A 23,363-nucleotide genomic window follows, 5' to 3' on the forward strand; every position below is an offset into this window, starting at 1 on the left:
CAGCCGGATTGACAGGCTAATTGCTCCTAGCTGACGGCTGATCGCTCACCGCTACTTGTCACATCGTCGCATTAGGTAAGCGACACCAAAATCACCATTGGGATGCTGTTTTAAAACGTCAGCCAACTCAAAAATTTGTGCCGCCAGTTCGGCTCCTAGTTTATCGATCGTGGCGCGACGTTCCTGAGCCAACTGCTCTCGTTCGCGTGTGCGCGTTTGCCACTCTCCCAAAAACATCTGGTCAATTACAGTATGTAGCGACAGCGTTTGCAGCGTGTTCCATTCGCCACGATCGCACCAAATGCCTTTACAGTTCGGGCATCGCTCGACATAAAACGGTGTTTTGGCACTTACCTTCGCCCTTGCTAGATAAGCATTACATTCAGGGCAGAGTGCCGCCCGTGCATCGAAGGGCGATCGGTCAACATTCATTTCCAACGCTTGATCAATGAGCGCAGAGAGACTTTCCGTCAAAGGTTGCTGCACCTGCCAACTTTCGTACCCAGCGCCCGGAATCCAGACACCCTCACATTCTGGGCAATGGTGAGCCGCTAACTGAGCCGCCAACTGACTTTCCACCAAACTTACTTGCTTATCCTTTGGGCACTGCACTGGCGCTCTCTCCGCTTCAACCGATCCCTTCTATTTAACCAAGCAAGGGGCAGTCTTTTAGCTTTTGCATAAGGAAATTGGCAGAGGCAATGGTGCGATGCAGGCTGAAGTCTAACAACGAATGCACCTCTTCTCCCCTCGCGTCCCCTGCTCTCTCACCCCCTTACTCCTTCACTCCTCACCCTTCTCCTCCCCTCCCAGCAGTGCCTCACAGTAGCGTTGCAAAGTGCTAAGGCGATCGCACACCTGTTGCTGCCGTTGCAACGCTGTAGCTGCTTGCTTCGCTGCCTGCAAAAAAAGTACATCCATTCCTAGCAACCGAAGCTGCTTATCCATCTCTACTTGGTACGATTGCACCCACTGCTGCGTTGTCGTCGAGAAGGTATCTGTTGACAAACTCAAAAGCTGCTCGTGAAAATACTGTTGCAAGGCTGTGACTTCGGACCGTAGCATTAGGCTGTTGGCATTAGGTGAAACCGCCCTCTGCTGCACCTGCTGTAGTGTTTGCTTAAATGCTTCATAGCGCTGCTGTTGAGCCGACGGTAAGGCTTTCTCTTCCTTTCTCACTGTTGCACCTGTAAGTTCATGTAAAGAATTCTGTCCTTTTTGCTAGGATAGATGGTACATAGAAATTAAACCGTTGAGAGCAGGGCACTCTTCAGGTTCTCGTCTTTTAGCTACAGCCGTTAGTTGTAGATCGGAAAGAAAGTTATAACCCTTCCGTATTTAGCGGCTCTACTACAAGCAACATTTGTAAGCTCTATATTTATCAGCGCTGTAAGTTCGATGCAGGGATACTTGTATCCTATTTTTGATTTCAAACTTTTGAGAGGTTTTTTCTTACTGCCTAGATGTTTTCATTAAGCTGCAATCTGTATTGAGCAGCACACTGTGCAGTAGAATCAGCCAGTATAACGAGCCTTTTGAGCCTTTCGACCTCTGAGCTTGACAGTATGCACCTAACCGTTCCCGCCTCTTCCACAGCATTTGATCTTCCTGTTTGGCTAGAAGAATGCTTCCAAGCGCGGCGATCGAGCGCCGATGCTACAGCATGTGATGGCACCAATGCCGATGCTGATCTAGTCTGTCGAGCTTTTGAGTTTGCGTATCAGCTTCATGAGGGGCAATACCGTGCCTCGGGTGAGCCTTACATCATGCATCCTGTTGCAGTAGCTGGGTTGCTGCGAGACTTGGGTGGTGGCGGTGTCATGATTGCTGCTGGCTTCTTACATGATGTAGTCGAAGATACAACCGTTACGGCTGAAGAGTTAGGCGCATTATTTGGTGAAGAAGTTCAACTGCTAGTTGAAGGTGTTACTAAGCTTTCAAAATTTAATTTTTCTAGTAAAACAGAGCGGCAGGCAGAAAACTTTCGTCGTATGTTTTTGGCAATGGCGCAAGATATTCGCGTTATTGTCGTCAAACTAGCAGACCGTCTGCACAATATGCGGACGTTAGAGCACTTACCCGATGCAAAGCGCCGTCAAATTGCTCTGGAAACACGCGAAATCTTTGCTCCCCTTGCTAATCGTTTAGGGATTGGTCGCTTCAAATGGGAACTGGAGGATTTAACCTTCAAATACTTAGAGCCTGATTCCTATCGGCAAATTCAGGGACTGGTGGCTGAAAAGCGGGTCGATCGCGAAACAGGGCTGGCTCAAACCGTCGATCGCCTCAAACAACGCCTGGATCAAACAGGGCTTGCTTACGCTGATATTAGTGGTCGCCCCAAGCATCTGTATGGCATCTATCAAAAGATGAAGCGGCAGCAAAAGGATTACAACGAAATCTACGACGTTGCAGCGATTCGGCTCATTGTAAGCGCTAATGATGACTGCTATCGCGCTTTAGCCGTTGTCCACGATATGTTTCGTCCGATTCCGGGTCGATTTAAGGACTACATTGGCTTACCCAAGCCTAACCGCTACCAGTCATTGCATACTGTTGTTATTGGCAGTTCAGGGCGTCCTTTAGAAATTCAGATTCGGACGCTGGAAATGCACCAAATTGCTGAATATGGGATTGCTGCTCACTGGAAGTATAAAGAAACGGGCAGTAGCAGCACCCAGCTGACAACGACTGATGAGAAATTTACTTGGCTGCGGCAATTACTAGATTGGCAAAGCGACCTCAAAGATGCCCAAGAATATCTAGAGAACATCAAGGATGATCTCTTTGATGGCGATGTTTATGTCTTTACTCCTCAAGGCGATGTTGTATCACTCAGTCGTGGCGCAACGCCTGTTGATTTTGCCTACCGCATTCACACGGAGGTGGGCAATCACTGTGCTGGAGTGCGGGTAAATGAGCGCATGACCACGCTGGATACACCGCTCAAAAACGGCGATATTGTTGAGGTTCTGACGCAGAAGAACGCCCGTCCTAGCCTTGATTGGCTTAACTTTGTGGTGACACCGGGTGCACGAAACCGCATTCGTCAATGGTACAAGCGATCGAACCGTGAAGAAAACGTCGATCGTGGTCGAGAAATGTTAGAGAGAGCCTTAGGCAAAAATGGCTTTGAGGCGCTCTTAAAATCAGCACCAATGCAAGCCACAGCTGAACGATGTAACTACCACAGCGTTGAAGATTTGCTAGCAGCGCTGGGCTATGGAGAAGTCACCCTCAACCTTACACTCAACCGCTTGCGCGAAGCAGTTAAAGCACAACAACCTTTAGAAAAGCTCTCAGAGAGTTTGAGTGCCTCGATCCAAGAGCTTCCTGTGCTGCCAACAGGGGCTAAGATTTTGCCGTTGCAGTCATCTAGCAAGTCCCCCATTATTGGTGTGGAAGGACTGCTGCATCATATTGCAGGCTGCTGTACGCCAGTTCCTGGTGAAGCCATCATTGGGGTTGTAACGCGGAGCAGTCGCGGCATTTCCATTCATCGCAATAGTTGTCCTAACGTTGAACTTATTCCTGGCGATCGTCTCGTTCCTGTCAGTTGGAATACAACTGACCAGGACCATGGTCGTCCTCAAACTTATCCTGTTGACATTCAAATTCAGGTGATCGATCGGGTTGGTGTACTAAAAGACATCTTGTCGCGTTTGACTGATAACAATATCAACATCCGTAATGCTCAGGTTAAAACCTACCCTGCTCAAACTGCGACGATCGATCTAGGTATCGACATCCGCGACCACGATCAGCTTGAGCGCACTTTTAGTCAAATCAGAAAACTGAGTGATGTGCTTAACCTACGCCGCTTAAGCCAATTAGAGGGTTAAACTCTGCGGTATTAATAGAATAAACAAAACTAGGAGTGCTCAAAACTTGGGGCTGGCATCTAACTTCACATTTTCCCTAAGTAGATTTACGGATGAGTGGACTAGTGCAAATGTTCTTAATTTTGCAGGTTGCTAACACTCTTCATCGTTGCTCTTGAGCAATCACAAGGCTCAGATTGTGGCGTGAGGTAGCTTAAAGTTTAAACAGCAACTGTGGTTTAATTGAGTTTGTGTGATTCAAGTCACAACACCTCTGTGGTTGTTACGGATACGATTGAGAGCCGTAGGGCGTAAAGTTGCGTCTAAAGGCAGTTGTTGAACATTTTGTTCAGGATTACAACGTACCGTTCTATATTTTTTAGTAATAGAGCCAATAACGCTGACTAGCACCCTCAGCGCTTTCTAGACAGTGCTATTTTGACCCCCTATCTCTGGGCATGGGAGTTCTACCGCCGTGAGTACCTGGACACCCAACTTTCATCGTCCGATCGACCAGTCAGAGCAGCAGCTATATGACCACTTGCTGCGATTGGTGCAATCTGAGCTACCTAGTCAGTTGATTAGTCGCTTTCGGGCGTTGTTTATTGATGGTGTTGGTTATCCCGATGCTGAGATTACCGCAGCGATCGACAAAATTGCTACATCCAAAGCGGCTGAACAAGAGTTTCGGTTCGTGTTGAATCGTTGTTGTCATATTTTGATCAATCGTTGGCAAACTCGCCCTCAACTTCAAGCGGCTATCCCAGAGTTGGTTGCTCTCTTTGAAGCGGCTCCAACTAGGAGCATCACTGAATATTCCCGTTCGCGTTCGATCCGACGAGTGCGCGAGCTGGTTAAGGGTTTTGTCGATAGTGAACAGTTTGTGACCCTCCGCCGTTTGTCTCAGGTGATGAGCCAGACGGGCGACCTGCATCATCCGCCCGCTCATGAGCCGATTGGTGCGCTCATTCGACGTTATCCTTACCTTTATGAACATTGCCTGCTGACAGAAGGCAGTACCTACGAGCAGCAGCAGACAATTCGACAGCTTCAGGCAAAAGCACAGCATCAGTATGAAGTTGACCTATCCCAATATGTCACTTATCAGGTAAGGCGATCGCAGTGTGATCAGGATGCTCTGTCCTTGCCAGCGCATCGTATTCTTCAACCAGTAAAGAACCCAACGCTGTTAACTGACCAACAGCTATGTAGTGCCTTGAAGCAATTTGCGGGTAAATCTCAAGGTGCTGGCACTTACCGCGATTCAGCCCAACGATTTCTAACTCACACTAATCAAGCGCCATCTTACCAATCGTTTAAGGATGACCTTTACCAATACATTACGGTTTCGGTTGATTCAGAATATGGTAGACGGCAGTTCAACAATCAGCTTTACAACCAACTCAAAAACACGCTGCCAGAAAGCCATAATCAAAAGTTAAATGACTTTCTTCTAGTCCGAACCTGTAGCCAGTTGCTGAATTTTCTTGTCGTTGAAAGCCCCCAAAAACCAAATCATTTTGTTTTTGTTGATCTCATCTCTAACATCGGTTCAACGTTAACGACTGGGCTATTACTCAAAATTGTGCTGATCTGTCGCAAAGTAAAGCCATGTTTGGAAAAGCGCTTCTCAATTTTGTTTAACCATTATGAACTGTGCCGCCGCGATGGTGTGCAGTGGCTAGTCGAAGCGATGGAAACCCTCAACTTAGCGCTGAGTACCAACTTTAGTACGATCGATCTTTCGTTTGTGAACCAGATTGCTTAACTTCAAAGCATAGGGAGACGACAGAGCTGATTCAACGTCTGAATGAGAGCGCTGAATATTTGAACACGCTGCTTAAGAAACTCAACACGAGCGTTGAGTACTTGAACACAAGCTTCAGGATTTCTAATGCAGTAGTGTAAGGACGCGGGAGCAGCAACGGGTTAAGGCACAGGGGATTTTCTGTGTCTAGGTACTTATGGTTTAATTTTCGTTAAGATACACAACAAGCAACGGGTAGGCATTCGAGATGCAATCGATTGCTCGTTAACACTATTGGCTTGCTGTCTTTGCTTTGACACGAGCCGTTCTACATAAGCTTTCTATGTGGGCTTTGGTATGTTTGACCTTTTCCCGTTTGATCTTCACTTAAGCGCGATCGCGATCGCTGGTACAGGCTTATGGTCACTGTCGCTGTATCTAGGGCTGGCAACTACTAGCGACTGGGTAACACATCAGCTTAACCGCTGGTTTAATTTTGCTGAGCGATCGCTCTACACGTCGACCGAAGAATTTGAGCGCACCCGCAAAGGCAGAGAGGCACAAAATGCTTTCTACGCTTCTATTTTTAGCATTGTGCCCTTTCTTCTAGCTGGAGCCTTATGCAACTACGGTGTAGAGCTAACGCTGGGTCGCAGTTGGGCAATTAGTGTAGGAATGCTTGCCTGCATCGGTTGTGGTATCTATGAGTTGGGACGACGGGATGGGCAGGGGATGGAGTAGTCAGAAGGCAGGCTTCCTAGAGCGTCAGCCGACGGGAGGCAGAAGGCAAAAGGTAAAAGGCAGAAGGTAAAAGAAGATTGGGAGCTGGAAGTTGCGGGGCAGAGCTAACTCAAAACTCAAAAATTTTATCCTTCATCCTTCAATCCTGTTCGTCATTTACAGCGTTATGAGGTGAAGGCAGCTTACCATCAGCAACGTGCGGTGGGTCCGATGAATTGCGGAACCAGAGCGACTGTTGCGGCAACCCGATCGCAATACCTTCGTCATCCAGCGATCGCTTCAACCGACGACGAAACTCGCGGGCAACATTCCATTGCTGTAGCGGCAGGGTTTTGATCCACACTCGCAGGGTAATGCCATTGTTACCAATATCATCTACTCCTAAGACATCTGGTGGTTCGGGGATTTTGTCTTTCCATGCCAGATCATTAGTCATGTCTTCGCCAACCTGTTTGACGACTGTAATCGCTCGATCAACATTCGCGTCGTAGGCGATCGTGATGCCTAGGTCAACTCGTGACCAATCCTTGGAGAGGTTCTCGACCACCGTAATCGAACTGTTGGGAATGGTAATCAACCGTCCTTCGGAGTTACGGAGTTGGGTAATGCGGAGGTTTAAGGATTCTACCAGCCCAGTGGCTTTGCCAATTTGGATGACATCCCCCACAGCGTACTGATCTTCCCAAAGAATAAGCAAGCCGTTGATCACATCCTTAATCAAGTTTTGAGAGGCTAAGGAGAGTGCTAAGCCCAAAATGCCCGCACCTGCAAGTACTGGACCCAGTTCAACGCCCACAATAGAAAGCGAGGTGAGAATGCCTGTGCTGATCCAAACGGTGGCAACAAGGCTCCGCAGCACCCGTGAAAACGTAGTAATACGCTGTGCCAAGCGTTGAGACGTATCCGGCGGGAGAAGTTCGTTAGCAGTGAGTGCATTAAAGAAGCGATCGATAAACGTGTCGCTTACTCGAATAAGAAGGTAGACGGCGATAACGATCCCCAAGATTTTGAGTGGACCTGACAGGATGAGCGACTGTAGCCATCGGGTATAGGGAAACAGCCCCAAAATAATGAAAAGACCGCCTAACCAAATGCTTAACTGCATCACTTGCAGTAGCCGGCGCTGTACATCATTTAGCGATCGCTGCCGCCGTTGCTTGATTTGCTCGCGCACAATTGCCATTGCTGCTGTGCTGGTAGGATCGACCACGGTGGATGACTCGATCGCTGCATGAGCTTGAGCCACTAACTGCTCTCGTTGTGCCTTGATCCAGCGCTGTACTAATGCCAAAATGCCGCTTACTGCTACTATGCCGAGTGCAAGCTGCCCTGCCACTGAGCCTTGTCTCATCAACGATTGAGGTTGGCGTTCCTGTCGGGCGACCGTTAGAGCGTCCCTAATAATTTGGATGAGTTCGGTTGCTCGTTGTTCAGGGTCTTGCGCCTGAAGTTGGGCATCCAGTGTTGTTACTGTCATCAGATAGCGGGTTCCGATCGAGATAACAGGCAAGCGACTTTGTTCATCCACTGCCGCTTTTACATCCAGCGTTTTAGGTTCAGCAGTGTTTTTGGCAATCCGGTTCAGTGTTTCCTCAATGTTCTTGACTCGTTCTTTGATCGGCGGTGTACCAGCGGACTGAGTACCTGCCTGAGTCGTGACATTAGGCGCAGCGATCGTAAACAGGGTTCGTCCATCTAATTTGACATCTGCCGTGGCGATCGCGGGCGTGGCACTGGCTACACTTGGCACAGGAGGTTTAGGTGCTTCAAGTTTAGGCGCTTCAAGTTTTGGTACTTGAAGATGAGGCGGCACTACATTCTGCCCGAAGCCGCTTGATCCCGCTAGAACAATCAGCGCTGCCGTCAGCAAGCCGAGTCCAAAATTAACGACTTGCCAATGATGCCTAGTGAATGGAAGGGCATCTGGCAGTATACGGAAGACTCTAGCTTTAAGCAGGTTTAGAGTGCGATTTACGTACAACGGCATACAGTTCTCTAGCGTACAGCCAAGGCTATCAAGTTAGTGTTAGTCATCCTGGCGGAATGACTACGTACCTACATTAGTTTGCTCTGTCGCTGAACCATCCAACTAAGGGAAGATTGACTAAAGCATCGCTTTCTCAACTAAAGTCAGGTTTTGATTACTCACCCGTTGCTTTTGTCGGGTTAGAACGCGCTCTAGCTTCTATGATGAACGAGGCATTTTGTAAGTATGGTCAAACGGGAAACACCATTGACCATTCGCGTTGCTTGGCGGCACAAGCCTATTCACTGAATCCTTTCTCCTACCGGCACTATGTCAATTAAGAACCTTGTTTCTCTGGGCTTGTTAGTCTTTATCCCCATCTCTGTTGCGGCAGAGCATTTGGAATGGGATGCGCTCATAGTCTTCATTACCTCTGCGATCGCCATTGTGCCGCTTGCTATCTGGCTTAGTACAGCGACAGAAGAGGTTGCGGTAGCAACAGGACCCTCGATCGGTGGCTTGTTAAATGCTGTGTTCGGTAATGCTACTGAATTAATTATTGCTCTCTCGGCGCTGCGAGCAGGTTTGCTCGACATCGTAAAAGCCAGCATTACAGGCACGATTATTAGTAACCTGCTTCTGGTCATGGGGCTATCTATGTTCCTGGGGGGATTACGCTACAAAGAGCAAGAATTTCAGCCGATCGTGGCACGGGTTAGTGGTTCGACTATGACGCTGGCGGTAACGGCGATCGTCCTACCCGCTATGGTCATTTCAACCTCGAATGTAGTGGATCAGGTGACTATCAGCCGCCTTTCGATTACGGTGGCAGCTGTGCTAATTGTGGTCTACGCGCTGACCCTACTGTTTTCGCTCAAGACCCACAGCTATCTCTACGATGTCGGCATCGTGGAACTAGAAGAGGGTACCGCTGAGGCAGCCGGCGCACACGCGCCACACAAGCCAAATTTACCTCTCTGGATTGGAGTGCTACTCATCGCGACGATCGCTGTTGCTTTTGAATCCGAGATTTTTGTCGGTGCCGTCGAAGAAGCAACCAAAGGGCTAGGCTTAACGCCACTCTTTACAGGTGTAATCTTGCTGCCCTTGGTCGGTGGAGCCGCAGAGTACGTTACAGCGGTACGAGTCGCTATGAAAAATAATATGGATTTGTCTGTTTCGGTGGCAATGGGGTCAAGTTTGCTAGTTGCCTTGCTAGTGGCACCCATTTTGGTCTTGGTTGGGCAAGCGATCGGGCAGCCAATGGACTTAAGCTTTAACCTGTTTGAAGTCGTTGCAGTAGTGATTGCAGTGGCGATCGCCAACCTGATTAGCCTTGATGGACGTTCCAATTGGCTGGAAGGCGTGCTGTTGCTGGCAACCTATACAATTCTTGGAGCCGCATTCTACTTTCATCCAGCATGAGGGGGAAGCAACAAATCTCTTTCATTCTGGTTATTCTAGATTGACAGATGGCTTCATTTGCTTTCACCACGTCTTATACTCCGAACTCAGAATTCCAGGACTATAGCGTATCTTGATGAAAAACCTTTATCAGCAATAGTTTGGGTGAGTTCAGCTATCAAGAGATCAAATCTCTACAGCCTAGAGTGGCATATTCTCGTGAAGGCATAAACGTCAAAATTTAGACTAAAACAGCCCTGGCTATACGCTGGGGCTAGTGGCTGAGTCAGTCAAATGCTCCAAAATCATTCGGGCTCGTTGATTAGCAACTTTTTCATAGGTAAACTCTGCCGCTCTTTGCGAAGCATTGCGACCAAGCTGATGTCTCAAATCTGGGGAGGCAGCAAGTTTTTGGATGATCTCAACCCAGGCATCTCGATCGAACTCAGAGCGGATAAAACCATCAACGCCATCCCGCACAATTTCTCCGCCACCCATGGGAGAGACCAGCATCGGTAAACCATGAGCCATTGCTTCATAGCTTACTAAGGGGCTGCCTTCCTCCAAACTAGGGAAGGCAAATAAGTCCGCGTCCTGGTAGAAAGTAGAGATATTGTTCACGTAGGGTTGGTGGATAATATCAGGACGGCGCAGCCAATCTTGACAAACTTCTGCGATCGCGGGTTCCATCTCTCCACACAGAATCAATTTCCCCTTGATTCCTGAACGAACATACGCATCCATCAACAGGTGAGCACCCTTACGAACGCAGACCGTACCGACAAAAAGAATCGTAAAGGGTCGATCGACAGCTTTTGGTGCAGGGCTTTGATGAAGCAAATCTGGAAAGCGACTGGGACACCACCCATAACTGCTGAGTAATAATTTCTCGGCTGGTACGCCAGCGTCTAAAAAGCTTGATCGCACGTGCGGACTAGGGCAGAAAATGAAGTCAGCTAGCTTGGTTTCTTCCAACTCATCCTGTACCGTTTGATCAGTCGTGGGATGTCGAGGTCCAAGCCCTAACCGAATATATTCACTATTCATAACTGATTTGGTAAAACCAGTGAAACAGTTGATTCGCTCTATGAATATTGGTTTCCCCTTGCTTTTCACCTTTCTGATCGTTGCCAAAGAGAACCCCGGCCACAAATAGGCAGCATCAAAATGTTTTAGTGCCTGGAGATAGCGCCATTCGGTCATAGCATCATTGGCACGCAAGCGAAACACAAAGGGTCTGATTAAGTTAGGGATAGCCTTGACCACATTGGAGCGCTCAACGTTGGGATCACAGCTTGAGACAAGGCAGGTAAACTGAACAGGAACCTCAACTTCTGGACGGCAAAGGGATAGAAAGATATGGCTAATTGCCCGATTAGAAGCATAGGTAAGGTAAGAACTAAGAACACGTAGCATCATCACCCCCAAGATGTAGAGTAAATAAATATAGAGACTTGCAATGAAATAGCTGCAAAATGCAGAGAGAACATCTTGAGATCGATGTAGCCTTTGCTCTGTATGATTCTACTTCGGTTGCCCCAAGCCTTAAACGACTGCCTAACGATCATAATTCTTTAATGATCCCTTTAGCCTTTAACCCGTCTCAAGAACCAGAGACTAAAGCAACTGAAGGCTAAGATCGTACCGCCTATTTCAGATGGCTCTGGGACAGCGGCACTATTGCCATAAGTGACGGTACCCGCTAGAGTACCGCTATTGAAGTTGTCCGTCGCACCAACATAAAAGAGTTCCCGAAAGATGCGAAAGCCAAGCTCATCTTGTGAAGCTTGAGATGGCGATGGGACGACCAAAAAGTCGAGTCCTAGCAGCCTTCCATTTGAGAAAAAGGCAACCGGGTAGTCATAAAGATAGGCATCACTACCGTAGTTCAGGTCGTTTTTCTGTGTATGAAGCTTGCTTAAGAAGTTAAATTCTAAGGTGAGGCTTCCTGGTGCAGCAGAGACATATTCGCTACCGATTCCCGTTAAATTAGCGTTGTCGTAGGTGAGGCTACCGTATTCAGTAGCACCATTCATCAAGCCGTGACTTTCGTAGGCAGCGCTAGTAATTTGAACGGTAAAGTTATACGTAATGCTAAAGGCCTGGGCAGGCTTGAGCACTGTAACAGAGCCAAGGGTGAAAATGCCTGTGATCGTTGCCCAAAGAGGCTTGAGAAGAGTTTGAGCCATCGTTTTATTCACAGCAAGCTTGGCAAGGTGAGCGTTTTGTTTTGTACAAAACGACTTTTATTAAGCAGAACATAGGTTTATGTTCTACTAGCAGGTGTCCTGAGACTCAAAGTTAAAACTGGTAAGTTCATCAATTCAGTCGTGTTTGCAATTAATGCTTAGTGAAGACGCTTGGTGAAAGTGTGCTCGATGAAGGCTGGGTGTTTAGACACTTCAGAGCGTGAATCCTAATCCCTCTGTTGGTAAATTATCTAATTCTCGATCGCCTTGCCTAGTGCAATTACGGAGACTTCACAAGCTAGCACTGGTTAAAATCAAGAAGTGCTCTGGCAAATGATTGAACTGTGTGGATTTACAGAGTTCCGGTTGCTTCCTGTTCCTGTTTTTAAGCGCTAGTACTTTATAAAGGCAGCATAAAGAAATGTACGAAGGAGAACCCTCTCAACCGTCAACATCAAAGGCAAGATGCCGTGGGTAAAGGAGAAAACCAAAGGAGACAAAATAAAAGCTAGCGAGACAGATATTGAGAGGGTTCATGTCTTGTAATTGTCTTATGCATAGAGACTACTAGCTGGTGAGTCTCTCTTCTGATAGACGTTGCAGACGTTGAGCGAATGGCGAACTGCGCTTGCTAGCTCAAGCCAATTGCCAAAACACCTTTCCACTTCACCGTCAGTCAAAGCAAAATTCAAATACTTTAAAGCGCTATCATAGCGTTTGTTACAGGGGTCACAGTATGGGAAGACAGCGATCGCTCTTAGGCTTAATTTTAGTGCTGCTGATTGCCGCCATTGTTGTTATCGTCAAAGTGCCAGCACGTCTGGGCTTGGATCTGCAAGGTGGTTCACAGCTCACGATTCAGGTAAAAACAACGCCAGAAATTCAAGAGATTACCGATCGAGACCTTGAAGGCGTTCGCAAGGTGATCGAAGGGCGAGTCAATGGATTGGGCGTATCCGAACCGCTCGTACAAACCGCTGGCAACAACCAGATTCTGGTGCAGCTACCGGGCGTGAACGATCCGAAGCAGGCAGAGCGTGTATTGGGTGGCACGGCTCAGCTCGATTTCCGCAGGCAAAAGCCTGGTACAGAGGCGCAGTTGCAAATTGAAAAACAAAATTTGCGTGAGAAGTTAGAAGTACAGGCGCAGCTAAGAAAAAACCCGGATCAAGCCGCGATCGCGAAAAATCAGGCAGAGCTAAAAGCGACCAATGACTCGATCGCTACCCTCTTTGAAAAAACGGAACTGACAGGCAAAAATCTCAAAGATGCCTATCCTGAACCTGCTGGTGCTGCCAGCATTTGGCACGTTGGGCTGAGGTTTGATCCACGCGGCGGCGAACTTTTTGCAGAACTAACGAAAAGCATTGCCGGTACAGGACGTGCGCTCGGCATTTTTCTAGATGCTGCCCCCATTAGTGCTGACTTTGCTTACACCGTCGATGTGCAGTACGCTCAAACGGGCATTACGGGCGGCGGCGCAGTTATTGAGGGCAGCTTCACAGCTGAACGAGCTAGCGACATTGCGGTACAACTTCGAGGTGGCGCTTTGCCTCTGCCTGTAGAAGTCGTGGAAAACCGTACTGTTGGCGCGACCTTAGGACGAGACAGCGTGCAAAGCAGCATCTATGCAGGCATTGGCGGCTTGGTGCTGGTGCTGATTTTCATGGTGGCTTACTATCGGCTGCCCGGACTCGTTGCCGATGTTGCCCTACTAATCTATGCCGTTCTCACCTATGCGGCCTTTAATCTCCTAGGTGTGACCCTCACTCTTCCGGGTATCGCTGGCTTTATTCTCAGCATTGGGATGGCAGTAGATGCCAATGTGCTGATTTTTGAGCGCACGCGAGAAGAGCTACGCGCAGGCAAGACCCTTTATCGATCAATAGAAGGGGGGTTTTATCGAGCGTTTCCAAGTATTTTGGACGGTCATGTGACGACTCTGATTTCCTGTGCAGCTCTCTTCTGGCTTGGTGCTGGCTTGGTCAAAGGCTTTGCCCTCACTCTGGCGTTAGGCGTTGGCTTAAGTCTGTTCACTTCTTTGACCTGTACCCGAACTTTGCTGTTTTATGTACAGAGCATTCACAGGCTGCGGAAGCTAGAATTCTACGGTCCTAAACTGCCATCAGCGAATCAATCTCAGGTGGAGGCAACCCCATGAAACTGCAAATTGTGCGGCAACGCAAACTTTGGTGGACGGTGTCGTCTGTGCTGATTCTGGCAGGCATCATTGCAATGCTGATCTCCTGGCAGCAGTTGGGTTCGCCTCTGCGCCCAAGCCTGGATTTTGTTGGTGGTACTCGTCTTCAGGTTGAGCGAGATTGCTCAAAGCCTAATGCCTGCGACCAGCCGATCGACATTGCAGCAGTGCGAGATGTCATGACGGCTGAAGGGCTTGGCGATAGTAGTATCCAACTGTTAGGGAAGGAGCAGCAAGCACTGTCGATTCGTACGAAACCGCTTAACCCAGACGAGCGGGTGAGAGTGTTGGAAACACTAAGTAGTAAGCTTGGGGCGTTTGACCCAACTAAAAACCAGATTGATACAGTTGGTCCAGTGATTGGACAGCAGTTGTTTGCGTCTGGAATGCTAGCGCTCATTGTCTCGTTTGCGCTAATCATGGTCTACTTGAGCTTCCGGTTCCAGTTAGACTATGCAATCTTTGCGATCATTGCGCTTTTTCATGACGTTTTGATTACAGTCGGCATTTTTGCCATGCTGGGATTGACCATGGGCACTGAGGTCGATAGCCTGTTCATTGTGGCGTTGCTGACGATCGTTGGTTTCTCGGTAAACGATACCGTTGTTATTTATGACCGTATTCGCGAAACAAAAGCTGAAAGCCCAACGCGCCCGATCAATGACATTGTGGATGAAGCCGTTAACCAAACGCTAGCACGTTCCATCAACACGACTGTCACGGTACTGCTAACGCTGTTTTCGATCTTTTTCTTCGGTGGTGAAACCCTGAAAAACTTTGCGCTCGCGCTGATTATTGGCTTTGGAGTTGGCGCGTATTCCAGCATCTTTATTGCTGGCACACTTCTGGCCTTCTGGCGTGAGCGAACGGAGGTTCTGACGCCCGCGACTGCCACTGTGGATCTAGGTGGAAGTAATCTTGCTTCTACCAACGATATTTCCACAAGAGCAGATGATGCCTGACCGAGCCATAGTATGGATCAATCAGAAAAGAACCCATCGGTAGCTGTAAATGCTGATGCGATCGACCCTACATTGCAGCAGGACGTTGCACGGCTCTATCGTCTCACCATCTATGCACGCTGGTGTGTGGTTGGAGTTTTGTGGCTTACCGTTGGCTTATTAAGCCTGTGGGGCTTGCGCTATCCCATTTCGCTCTTGCTGGATTACTTTACGTGGACTGCGGTGCGTTATGGGCTAGCCTTCAATCGGCTTCCCACGATCGGACTCGCTACTTGCATCGGTTTCACAATCGCCACACTGCTCTGGCAAAGTCGCAATGCCCTGTTTGGGCTTTCGCCTCGCGATCGACATCGGCTAGAGCAGCAGGTACAGCGCATTCGCTTACAGGGAGTGAGCCATCCTCTCTGGAAAATTGTCTGTCGGCATTAGCTATAGCAAAAGGATGAAGGATGAGGGATGAATCGAAGCCCTTACTCAAACAGAGTTTCAAGGTTTACGTTTATCCTAACGTCCTCTTCGACTGCTATACCACCAGCATCAGTACGATCAACGCAGGGCTGGTATTCAATAGCGACGCGGCTAACTAGCAAACAGTGCCTAACGACAAACTTTGCAAACCCTGTCTACCGCTCAGTCGTATACTATCGCTGAGAAGGCAATTTGCAGCGATAAGTGAATGATGCAGAGAATTTGGAAGGGGGTTGGAGCCTTAGTTCTAGCTATGCTGCTGACAGCTTGTGGGCTGCCGATTGGGGGACCCAGCCATCAGCTAGTAGAACGGGCGATCGCGCAACAGCTTCATCAAACCCAAGCAGCGCTCAATCAGCAACTTCGGCTCAACGTGCAACCCACTGATCTAGAAATTAAGCGAGTGGTTATTGCCGAACAAACACCTCTCATCATTGAAGACCTGAAAGCCTTTCGTGTGCGCGGCACGTACAATGTCACCACCAAGCTACCCACTCGACGGATCACCCAGCAGAATCCGTTTGAAGTCTATCTGCAACGGCAAAAAGAGGGCAAAACCTGGCGTTTAGCTCATCTAGAAACCGATGATAATGGTCAATCGCTTTGGGTGACACAGCGTCTTCAGTAGCAAACCCGCAGCCGGAATGATGCAGTATTAAGCCCTCTTCCAGCGATCGCCAGCTTTTTATCTTTTCTAAAAACTCTCCCTTGCAGTGCCGTAGAAACTGCATAAGTGGCTTATGTGCTAACCGCTTTCCAGCCGTTTAGCTGCACTCTGTGTTGGAAAGCGGCTTCGTTAAAGAAAGCTTGAGCATGACCCAGCTAGTCGTGCTGTTAGGCAGCATTTTCAAAAGAGACGTGAACAGCGGGTAATCTGTCACCTTCATGTCACTTTTATCTATGAAACTTGAATGGTGTCCCAAAACAAATGAAGCATAGGGTATGGAGCACGAATCTAACGAACGAGACGAAGACTGACCCCTTGAAGAAATTAACCCAATTCGAGCAGGCAGCACCGATGGCTGACCCTTAAACTGAGGCAATGCCCTTGGACGATGAGCAAGAAAGCGACGGTTTACTTCTGTTTATAGATGGCACCAGCGGCATTATTTGACAGGTGTCGACATGGGCTAAAACGAAGAGCGAGACATATGAAAGCACTCCATATTCACACACCCTGGCTTATTCTTACTCTAGTAGGGCTGTTTGCCTGCACACCAACACAAGAGTCAGTCAGCGAAACGCCCAGAGCAACAGAGACAATAAGTCAGGAGGCTCAAACAGTTGCTAAACCTGTAGCGGTGCAACCAGCAAGCTGTAGGCTAGTGGAAAACGGCTTTGGTCCACAAGGGCAGGTCAAGGTGCGAGTAGAAGAAGTAGTGACAGGGCTAGATGTGCCCTGGGGACTTGCCTTTCTACCAAACGGCGACCTCCTCGTCTCAGAACGACCAGGGCGAGTGAGGTTGGTGCAAAAGGGCAAATTGCGCCCTCAGGCGATCGCCACTATTAATGTCAGCGATCGTGGTGAAGGTGGCTTGCTGGGCATTGCCGCTCATCCTGACGTTGCTAACAATCGCTTCTTTTATGTCTATTTCACGGCAGACAAGAATGGCTCTCCAGTTAATCGAGTAGAACGATGGCGGCTGTCAACGAATGGCTTAAGTGCCACCCGCGATCGCACCATCATTGACAACATTCCAGTCGCACAGTTCCACAATGGCGGACGGATTCGCTTTGGTCCTGACGGCATGCTTTACATCGGCACTGGGGATGCTAGAAAGCCTGACCTTTCTCAGAATGTGAAAAGCTTGGCAGGTAAGATTTTGCGCGTCACTCCTGATGGTCAAGTGCCCGCCGATAATCCTTTTCCGGGCAACCCAGTCTACATTACGGGTATTCGCAACACTCAAGGGTTTGATTGGGTCAATGCCTCAACTCTGTGGGTTAGTGATCATGGTCCCAGTGGTGAATTAGGGCGATCGGGACACGATAAAGTCAGTGTTGCTCAGGCAGGCGATAATCTGGGCTGGCCTACCACCTACCGCTGTGAAGCACGGCAAGGATTAGTAACACCTGCGATCGTCTGGCAGCAAGCATTACCTCCCGGAGGCGCAGCGATTTACACTGGCAACGCGATTCCTGAATGGAAAGGCAGTCTTATTGTGGCAGGACTGCGGTCAGAACACTTACAGCGCGTAGTCATTGATCTGCAATCTAACCAGGTGCAGCAGCATGAAGTGTATTTACAGGGTCAACAGGGACGGCTAAGAGATGCTGTGATGGGACCCGATGGCGAATTGTATATCACCACCAGCAACTGTGATGGTCGTGGCAGTTGCCCTGCGGAAAAAGACAAAATTCTTCGCATCACGCGCTAGATTTTCCTTAAACTCCTGGTTATTCGCCTCTCGTTTGCCGACAATAGAAAGGGAACATAAAGGCTACCGATCATGACTGCTTTTGACCAGTCCCAACCAGAGTTTTGGCATGACCAGGGTTGCCGGCTTTGTGAAACAGAGCAATATGCGGCTGCGATCGCAGCCTTTGACCAGGCGATTGCCCTTGATCCTGGTAACTGCAAAGCTTGGAGCAATCGCGGTAATGCACTGTCAGGCATGAAACGCCAAGCTGAAGCCCTGCATAGCTATGACCGGGCAGTCGCAATAGAACCGAATTATCACCAAGCATGGTTTAACCGGGCGCTTTTGCTAACAGAGATGGCAGCCTACGTTAATGCCGTTGAGTCGTATGACCGTGCGATTGCTCTCGATCCAGATCCCATTTATCAGCATGGCAAAGCAGCTCTTTGGCTTAAGCACAAACTGACATAGCATTCTCTGGCAGTTTGTAAAAGGAGAGTAACTTAACCACGTTCCTTACAGAGACACAGAGCCGCAAGCGCCGCCCTAGGCTATAGTGACTCAAGGGCTGCCTTAGGCTGTAGTGACTCTTCAGCAGGTTAGCGCAGCTTTTGATAATATTGGGTCACGGTTCGCACATAGTTAGCGGTCGCGCCACTGGTGCAGCCCTTGTCTTTGCCAGTCATCCACCAACAGGCAACAGCTTGTACAGTACTGCTTTCGTTATTAGCATTAAGCTGTAGCCTTTGGTTGAATTCATCCTGCACGACGCAAGTGATGACCTGTCTTGCTAGAGCCGGATCGCGGTCAAACTGGGCTGGTGTTACTTGCCGCTTCAGACAACTTTTTGACCAAACGGCAAGCGTACCAGGCTTAACTTGCCAGTCACTATATAAGCCGTCGTTAGACCGACCTGTTTTAGGTGCCGCCTGCCGCAGCGCTTCTACCATTGCCGTTACTCGCGGTTTAGCGGGTGTTTGCGCCTGGACTGGTGCTAATGCAACGGCTAAACCCATGCTCAGCACGAAGCTACCTAAGAGTATACGCATATTTCGCTGCCTCCGCTTACTGTTCGTTTGCGTCAATCGTACTGAGTCAAGCGCATTCCTCACTCAGTACTTGCACTTTTGGCTCAGTATCAGTCACTGCATAACGGCAAGACATTAAGGCGATCGCTATAAGAGCAATCAGCAGTTGAACTTTACAACATTATGTCAGGCAGTAAACTATGGAACAGGAATGCAACAGGATAGAGTGCGCGCCTCATCATCGCTTGAAAAGCTGATCGCTCATTTTTTCCAGGTGGTGAGTGGATATAATCATGCAGCTCAAATTTAGTCTTTAGCCCTTAACTCAGTTTAAAGAAATATCTAAAGTAAGCAAGTTTGTCTAAATTTGAGCTAATTTTGCATGTGCTGGGCATTCTGTGCAACATATATCCCCATTTAGTACCAACTTTAAAGAGCCTGCTAAATAATCAAAACAAGGGCTAAGCGATCAATTGCTCTCATATATTGTTTTAGCAATTGTTGTCTTTTAATTTAACTGTAATATGCTAACCCTTACTGAAAGTGAAAGGCTAAAGCTTTTAGGCAACAATCGTACCCATCAGCACTTAAACACGCCGCCCCTTATTCTTATTGTTGATGATAATGACGCTATACGTCTCTCACTCCGTCAGGCGATGGAATCTGATGGCTACCGTGTGATCGAGACTGACAACGGCTCAGAGGCACTTAGTGCGTACGCAACCTATCAACCGCAGATAGTGCTACTCGATGCCCTTATGCCTGGTATGGACGGCTTTACTTGCTGCCGTAAGCTGAATGCCCTACCCGAAAGCCATTCCACGCCAATTATCATGGTGACGAGCCTGGATGATCGCGAATCGGTTGACCGAGCGTTTGAATGTGGTGCCACCGATTTTGTTACCAAGCCTATTCACTGGGCAGTGCTGCGCCAGCGAGTACGGCGCTTATTGCAGCATGTTGAACTCCATCGGCAGGTTGATCAGTTTAATGCTGAGTTGGAAGACCAGGTTGGCGAATATAGCCTAGAGACGAGGCAGCGCACGCTTCAACTCCACCGTGCTTTAGAGTTTGAAGCCACCCTAAAGCGAATCACTGATAAAGTGCGCGATAGTCTGGACGAGAGTCAAATTTTGCAGACAGCCGTGCAAGAACTAGCCTGGGCGCTAGATCTGGGCTGTTGCAATGCCTCGCTGTACGATCGCGAGCGCCTCACCTCTAGCGTGCATTACGAGTACGCTGCCTCCATTGCTGGCTACCACAATCAGGTGATTGATATGGAGGTCTATAGCGAACTGTATGCACAACTTACAGAGGGCTACCACTTTCAGTTTTGCTCACTGGTGCCAAGCCCAGTGCGTGGTCAGGTTGCTATGTTTGCCTGCCCAATGATCAACGAAACTGGAACGATCGGCGATCTGTGGCTCATTAACCCCAAAGAACGCAGTTTAAGTGAGCTAGAAATTCGTTTGGTGCAGCAGGTTGCTAATCAATGCGCGATCGCCATTCGTCAGGCACGTCTTTACCAAGCATCGCAGGCGCAAGTGCAGGAGCTAGAGCGATTGAGCCAACTCAAAGACGATTTTTTGAGCACTGTCTCTCACGAATTGCGAACACCTCTATCCAACATACGCCTCGCGATACAGATGCTTGAGCGATCGCTGCCCCAAGATAATGTAGACATTGCTCAGGAAGACGGCAAACCAGCCAGCAAATGCCATACCTATCTAAAAATCTTGCACGACGAGTGTGAACGCGAAATTAGTCTAATCAGCGACCTACTAGAACTACAGCATTTAGAGGTCAAAACGCCCCTAAGCTTTGAGACCCTGAACCTGTATGATTGTCTGCCTGCGATCGCTACAGCATTTCACAACCGCGCCCAGCAGCAGCAGCAAACCTTGCAGGTTGTCTTGCAGCCGGGTTTGCCGTCTCTAGTAACGGATCTTACTGGGCTGCGACGCATCCTAATAGAGCTACTTGACAATGCGTGCAAGTATACGCCGTCAGACCAAACGATTACTCTCGCTGCTAGTGCTACACCAACGTGCGTTGAACTCAAAGTCAGCAATACAGGTGTAGAAATTTCTGCCGACGAAAGAACCCGTATTTTTGAGAAGTTCTATCGCATTCCCAGCAGCGATCCCTGGAAACAGGGCGGGATAGGCTTGGGATTAGCACTTGTAAAGCGATTAGTCACGCACCTCAAAGGAAGCATTCACGTAGAAAGTAGCAATGGACAGACCCATTTCATTGTTGCTCTACCACGGATGCATTCAGACAATCACTTAGAACAAAAGTGACTTAGAACGGGTTAGGGCGTGATGCCGTTAAGCTTGCAGACTCTGATGAAGCGGCTAGGTTAGCTGCTTGAGCATTCGACCCAAACGTTACTTCTTCAACAGCTCCTGGTTCTCCTAGCGGTTTTGGTAGACCCTCATTGAGGCTAACCATAACCCCACCAGCATTACCAGCTCGTAGAACCAACTGCTTGTCCGCTTCCCAGGCACGCTGGGTGCCTTCCGATAGAACGCCCTCAAAGTCAGTTTTACCATCAACAACAATGCGAACCCAAGACTGAGATGTCATCGTCAACCCAATGCGAACTGACTTTGGCGACACGACGGTAGGCAGCTGTGCGGTCTTATTACCTGCTGTCGGGCTAACAGTAGGTTGGGCAGCAATATTGACTGGTCCATTGGGTAGCACAGGTGTAATGACTGGTTCGCGCTTTTGTGCGGTTGCTACAAGCCCAGGAATTTGTGGGGTGGAGGAACGATTTAACAGGTAAGATAGCCCACTGACAGCACCCACGACTAAGACTGTGTAGAGACAATAGAGATGCAATGGGCGTAGCTGCGCTTGCACGGTACCGCGCCACGAAGGTTTGGGTGCCCTCAAATCTGTTTGGGCTGGAAACGCATTCGCCAGCTCGGCTCCATCAATACCGATCGCGTCCGCATAACGACGAATAAAACCCTGAATGTAGACAGGCTCCGGCAATTGCTTTGTGTTGCCGATTTCGAGCGCTGCCAGCAAACGCACCGGGATGAGCGTTTTCTTTGCCACCGTTTCTAGCGAAATTCGCTCTTTCTGACGCACTTGCTGCAAGTAGGCACCCAATTCTTTGAGCCTTTCTATCTGCTCCGGGCTGATCTGAGTCATTTGGTTACTCATCGGCTGTACTCCTCGCGCGTCACTGTCTCCCCTTCTGATAGTAAGTCAAGTTGAGTTTTCAAGAAACTGATTTCTGCATCTTTCAAGGGACGGTATTGCCCACTTGCTAATAGTAATGCACTCGGATCTTGCAGTTGAATGGGACCGATTGCTGTACGATGCAGAGAAAGCACTGGATGTCCTAACTGTGCAGCAACGCGGCGAATCTGACGGTTTCTGCCCTCGGTTAAGATCACCTGTAAAAGTGTTTTACGCGCTGGATGACGCTTAAGGACTGTCACTTGAGTTGGTAAAGTGAGACGATCTGCCAAGAGCACACCCTGCCGCCACTCTTGTAAAACTGCCTCAGCAGGATAGCCTTCAACCCAAACTTCATATGTTTTAGGGATATGGTGCCGAGGATGAGTTAGATAAAAGGTCAACGCCCCATCATTCGTTAGTAACAGCGCACCGGTAGAGTCTTCATCTAAACGTCCGACAGGATGAATGCCATGACCTTCTTTAAGGGACGAGGGTAGTAAATCAAGCACCGTTGGTCGGTGCCAGGGGTCTGTGCAAGTAGAAAGAACACCAACAGGTTTATGGAGCAGGAGGTAAATCAGTTTGGGGCGCTGCGCTGGTTGCATCAGCACACCATCTACCGTGATGCGATCGATCTCAGGATTCGCTTTTTGCCCAAGCTGAACGATCGCGCCATTGAGCTGCACCCGACCAGCCAAAATCATCTGCTCTGCCTGACGGCGCGACGCAATACCCCATTGGGACAATAGTTTTTGTACCCGTTCATCCATAAAAACGTGCTTCATCAAGGCAGCAGAGTGGCAGCACGGGCTAAGTAGCTAAGGGCAAACATAGGACAGAGAAGCCTTGCAAGAAAGATTAACTGTTAGGTAGAAGCAGGTGTTGCCAGAGTCTTTACCTTTAGCTGCCAACCTTGTTGTTAAACCTAGCCCCTACAGATGTTTTGTTAGCTAAAAAAGTTTTGAGCAGGCAACCCTGATGATGTGTAAGAGAGAACGGTAGGCGCTTTGCCTCTTGGCAGGAGAGTTACAGTTCGGCTGACCGTTTACTCTAAAGCCCGCTCCATCCAGAAAATATCCCTAATTTCTTAATTTAGTGATGTCCAAATATTTATACACTATTTTAGTTCGCTTTACCATAAAGGGATGTACCAAAAGAGCCGCAATCGTTTAGGGCAAATTTTCTATAAGTAACGGGGCGGGTTGAGCGCAGTCGAAACCCGGTCTGCTTAATCTAGCCATCCTACTTATTTACTACTTATCTAGTAGATGAGCCATAG

The 23,363-nt window shown here is 48.7% G+C and carries 19 protein-coding genes; 11 read left to right on the plus strand and 8 right to left on the minus strand.

Annotation, left to right across the window (positions count from 1 at the left end; genetic code table 11):
- Positions 1-51: 51 nt before the first annotated feature.
- Positions 52-612, minus strand: a complete 561-nt coding sequence (locus H6F76_RS11870; RefSeq protein ID WP_190508403.1) for a zf-TFIIB domain-containing protein — start codon at positions 610-612, stop codon at positions 52-54.
- Between the two features lie 171 nt (positions 613-783).
- A complete protein-coding gene (gene patD, locus H6F76_RS11875; protein ID WP_190508405.1) occupies positions 784-1,179 on the minus strand; it encodes a heterocyst frequency control protein PatD in 396 nt (131 codons plus the stop codon).
- A gap of 386 nt (positions 1,180-1,565) precedes the next feature.
- Between patD and H6F76_RS11880 the strand changes: the two genes are divergently transcribed.
- The 3 genes from H6F76_RS11880 (at position 1,566) to H6F76_RS11890 (ending at position 6,309) form a co-directional block, all read left to right on the plus strand.
- Positions 1,566-3,842 carry a bifunctional (p)ppGpp synthetase/guanosine-3',5'-bis(diphosphate) 3'-pyrophosphohydrolase gene (locus H6F76_RS11880; RefSeq protein WP_190508407.1) on the plus strand — a complete coding sequence of 759 codons (2,277 nt, stop codon included), beginning with the start codon at positions 1,566-1,568 and terminating at the stop codon, positions 3,840-3,842.
- A gap of 454 nt (positions 3,843-4,296) precedes the next feature.
- Positions 4,297-5,589 (plus strand): hypothetical protein, encoded by a 1,293-nt coding sequence (locus H6F76_RS11885; RefSeq protein WP_190454942.1) that lies wholly within the window; start codon positions 4,297-4,299, stop codon positions 5,587-5,589.
- A 336-nt stretch (positions 5,590-5,925) separates the two neighbouring features.
- Positions 5,926-6,309 carry a hypothetical protein gene (locus H6F76_RS11890; RefSeq protein WP_190454946.1) on the plus strand — a complete coding sequence of 128 codons (384 nt, stop codon included), beginning with the start codon at positions 5,926-5,928 and terminating at the stop codon, positions 6,307-6,309.
- Between the two features lie 139 nt (positions 6,310-6,448).
- Here H6F76_RS11890 and H6F76_RS11895 read toward each other — a convergent pair whose 3' ends face one another.
- Complete coding sequence (locus tag H6F76_RS11895) at positions 6,449-8,296, minus strand: mechanosensitive ion channel family protein (protein ID WP_190508409.1); 1,848 nt, start codon at positions 8,294-8,296, stop codon at positions 6,449-6,451.
- Between the two features lie 309 nt (positions 8,297-8,605).
- Here H6F76_RS11895 and cax point away from each other — a divergent pair, with 309 nt between their 5' ends.
- Positions 8,606-9,700, plus strand: coding sequence for a calcium/proton exchanger (gene cax / locus H6F76_RS11900; protein WP_190454952.1), 1,095 nt, complete (start codon positions 8,606-8,608; stop codon positions 9,698-9,700).
- Positions 9,701-9,940: 240 nt separating this feature from the next.
- On the opposite strand, the gene H6F76_RS11905 is transcribed toward cax, so the two are convergent.
- A complete protein-coding gene (locus tag H6F76_RS11905; RefSeq protein WP_190508411.1) occupies positions 9,941-10,726 on the minus strand; it encodes a glycosyltransferase family 4 protein in 786 nt (261 codons plus the stop codon).
- Positions 10,727-11,265: 539 nt separating this feature from the next.
- Entirely contained in the window at positions 11,266-11,868 is a 603-nt protein-coding gene (locus H6F76_RS11910) for a hypothetical protein (protein ID WP_190508413.1), read from the minus strand.
- Positions 11,869-12,604: 736 nt separating this feature from the next.
- Here H6F76_RS11910 and secD point away from each other — a divergent pair.
- From secD to H6F76_RS11940, 6 genes are all read left to right on the plus strand, one after another.
- Positions 12,605-14,029 (plus strand): protein translocase subunit SecD, encoded by a 1,425-nt coding sequence (gene secD / locus H6F76_RS11915; protein WP_190454961.1) that lies wholly within the window; start codon positions 12,605-12,607, stop codon positions 14,027-14,029.
- On the plus strand, positions 14,026-15,030 hold the full coding sequence (secF, locus tag H6F76_RS11920) for a protein translocase subunit SecF (RefSeq protein WP_190508415.1): 1,005 nt from the start codon (positions 14,026-14,028) through the stop codon (positions 15,028-15,030). Before secD ends, secF begins: the two co-directional genes overlap by 4 nt.
- Positions 15,031-15,042: 12 nt before the next feature.
- Complete coding sequence (locus H6F76_RS11925) at positions 15,043-15,459, plus strand: hypothetical protein (protein WP_190508417.1); 417 nt, start codon at positions 15,043-15,045, stop codon at positions 15,457-15,459.
- A 247-nt stretch (positions 15,460-15,706) separates the two neighbouring features.
- Positions 15,707-16,126 (plus strand): hypothetical protein, encoded by a 420-nt coding sequence (locus H6F76_RS11930; RefSeq protein ID WP_190508419.1) that lies wholly within the window; start codon positions 15,707-15,709, stop codon positions 16,124-16,126.
- A 523-nt stretch (positions 16,127-16,649) separates the two neighbouring features.
- Positions 16,650-17,876: a PQQ-dependent sugar dehydrogenase gene (locus H6F76_RS11935; RefSeq protein WP_190508421.1), complete on the plus strand. Its 1,227-nt coding sequence runs from the start codon at positions 16,650-16,652 to the stop codon at positions 17,874-17,876.
- A 72-nt stretch (positions 17,877-17,948) separates the two neighbouring features.
- Positions 17,949-18,329, plus strand: a complete 381-nt coding sequence (locus tag H6F76_RS11940) for a tetratricopeptide repeat protein (protein WP_190508423.1) — start codon at positions 17,949-17,951, stop codon at positions 18,327-18,329.
- A 128-nt stretch (positions 18,330-18,457) separates the two neighbouring features.
- Here the strand turns inward: H6F76_RS11940 and H6F76_RS11945 are convergent, their stop codons facing one another.
- Positions 18,458-18,907 (minus strand): hypothetical protein, encoded by a 450-nt coding sequence (locus H6F76_RS11945; protein WP_190508425.1) that lies wholly within the window; start codon positions 18,905-18,907, stop codon positions 18,458-18,460.
- A gap of 503 nt (positions 18,908-19,410) precedes the next feature.
- Between H6F76_RS11945 and H6F76_RS11950 the strand changes: the two genes are divergently transcribed.
- Positions 19,411-21,189 (plus strand): response regulator, encoded by a 1,779-nt coding sequence (locus H6F76_RS11950; protein WP_190508426.1) that lies wholly within the window; start codon positions 19,411-19,413, stop codon positions 21,187-21,189.
- A gap of 1 nt (position 21,190) precedes the next feature.
- On the opposite strand, the gene H6F76_RS11955 is transcribed toward H6F76_RS11950, so the two are convergent.
- Together H6F76_RS11955 and H6F76_RS11960 are read right to left on the minus strand one after the other, a co-directional pair.
- On the minus strand, positions 21,191-22,063 hold the full coding sequence (locus H6F76_RS11955; protein ID WP_190508428.1) for a RodZ domain-containing protein: 873 nt from the start codon (positions 22,061-22,063) through the stop codon (positions 21,191-21,193).
- Positions 22,060-22,854 carry a pseudouridine synthase gene (locus tag H6F76_RS11960; RefSeq protein ID WP_190508430.1) on the minus strand — a complete coding sequence of 265 codons (795 nt, stop codon included), beginning with the start codon at positions 22,852-22,854 and terminating at the stop codon, positions 22,060-22,062. The genes H6F76_RS11955 and H6F76_RS11960 overlap by 4 nt, the downstream gene beginning before the upstream one ends.
- Between the last annotated feature and the right edge of the window lie 509 nt (positions 22,855-23,363).

Source organism: Leptolyngbya sp. FACHB-321, assembly GCF_014695975.1.
In the GTDB taxonomy this organism is placed as follows: Bacteria; Cyanobacteriota; Cyanobacteriia; order Leptolyngbyales; family Leptolyngbyaceae; genus Stenomitos.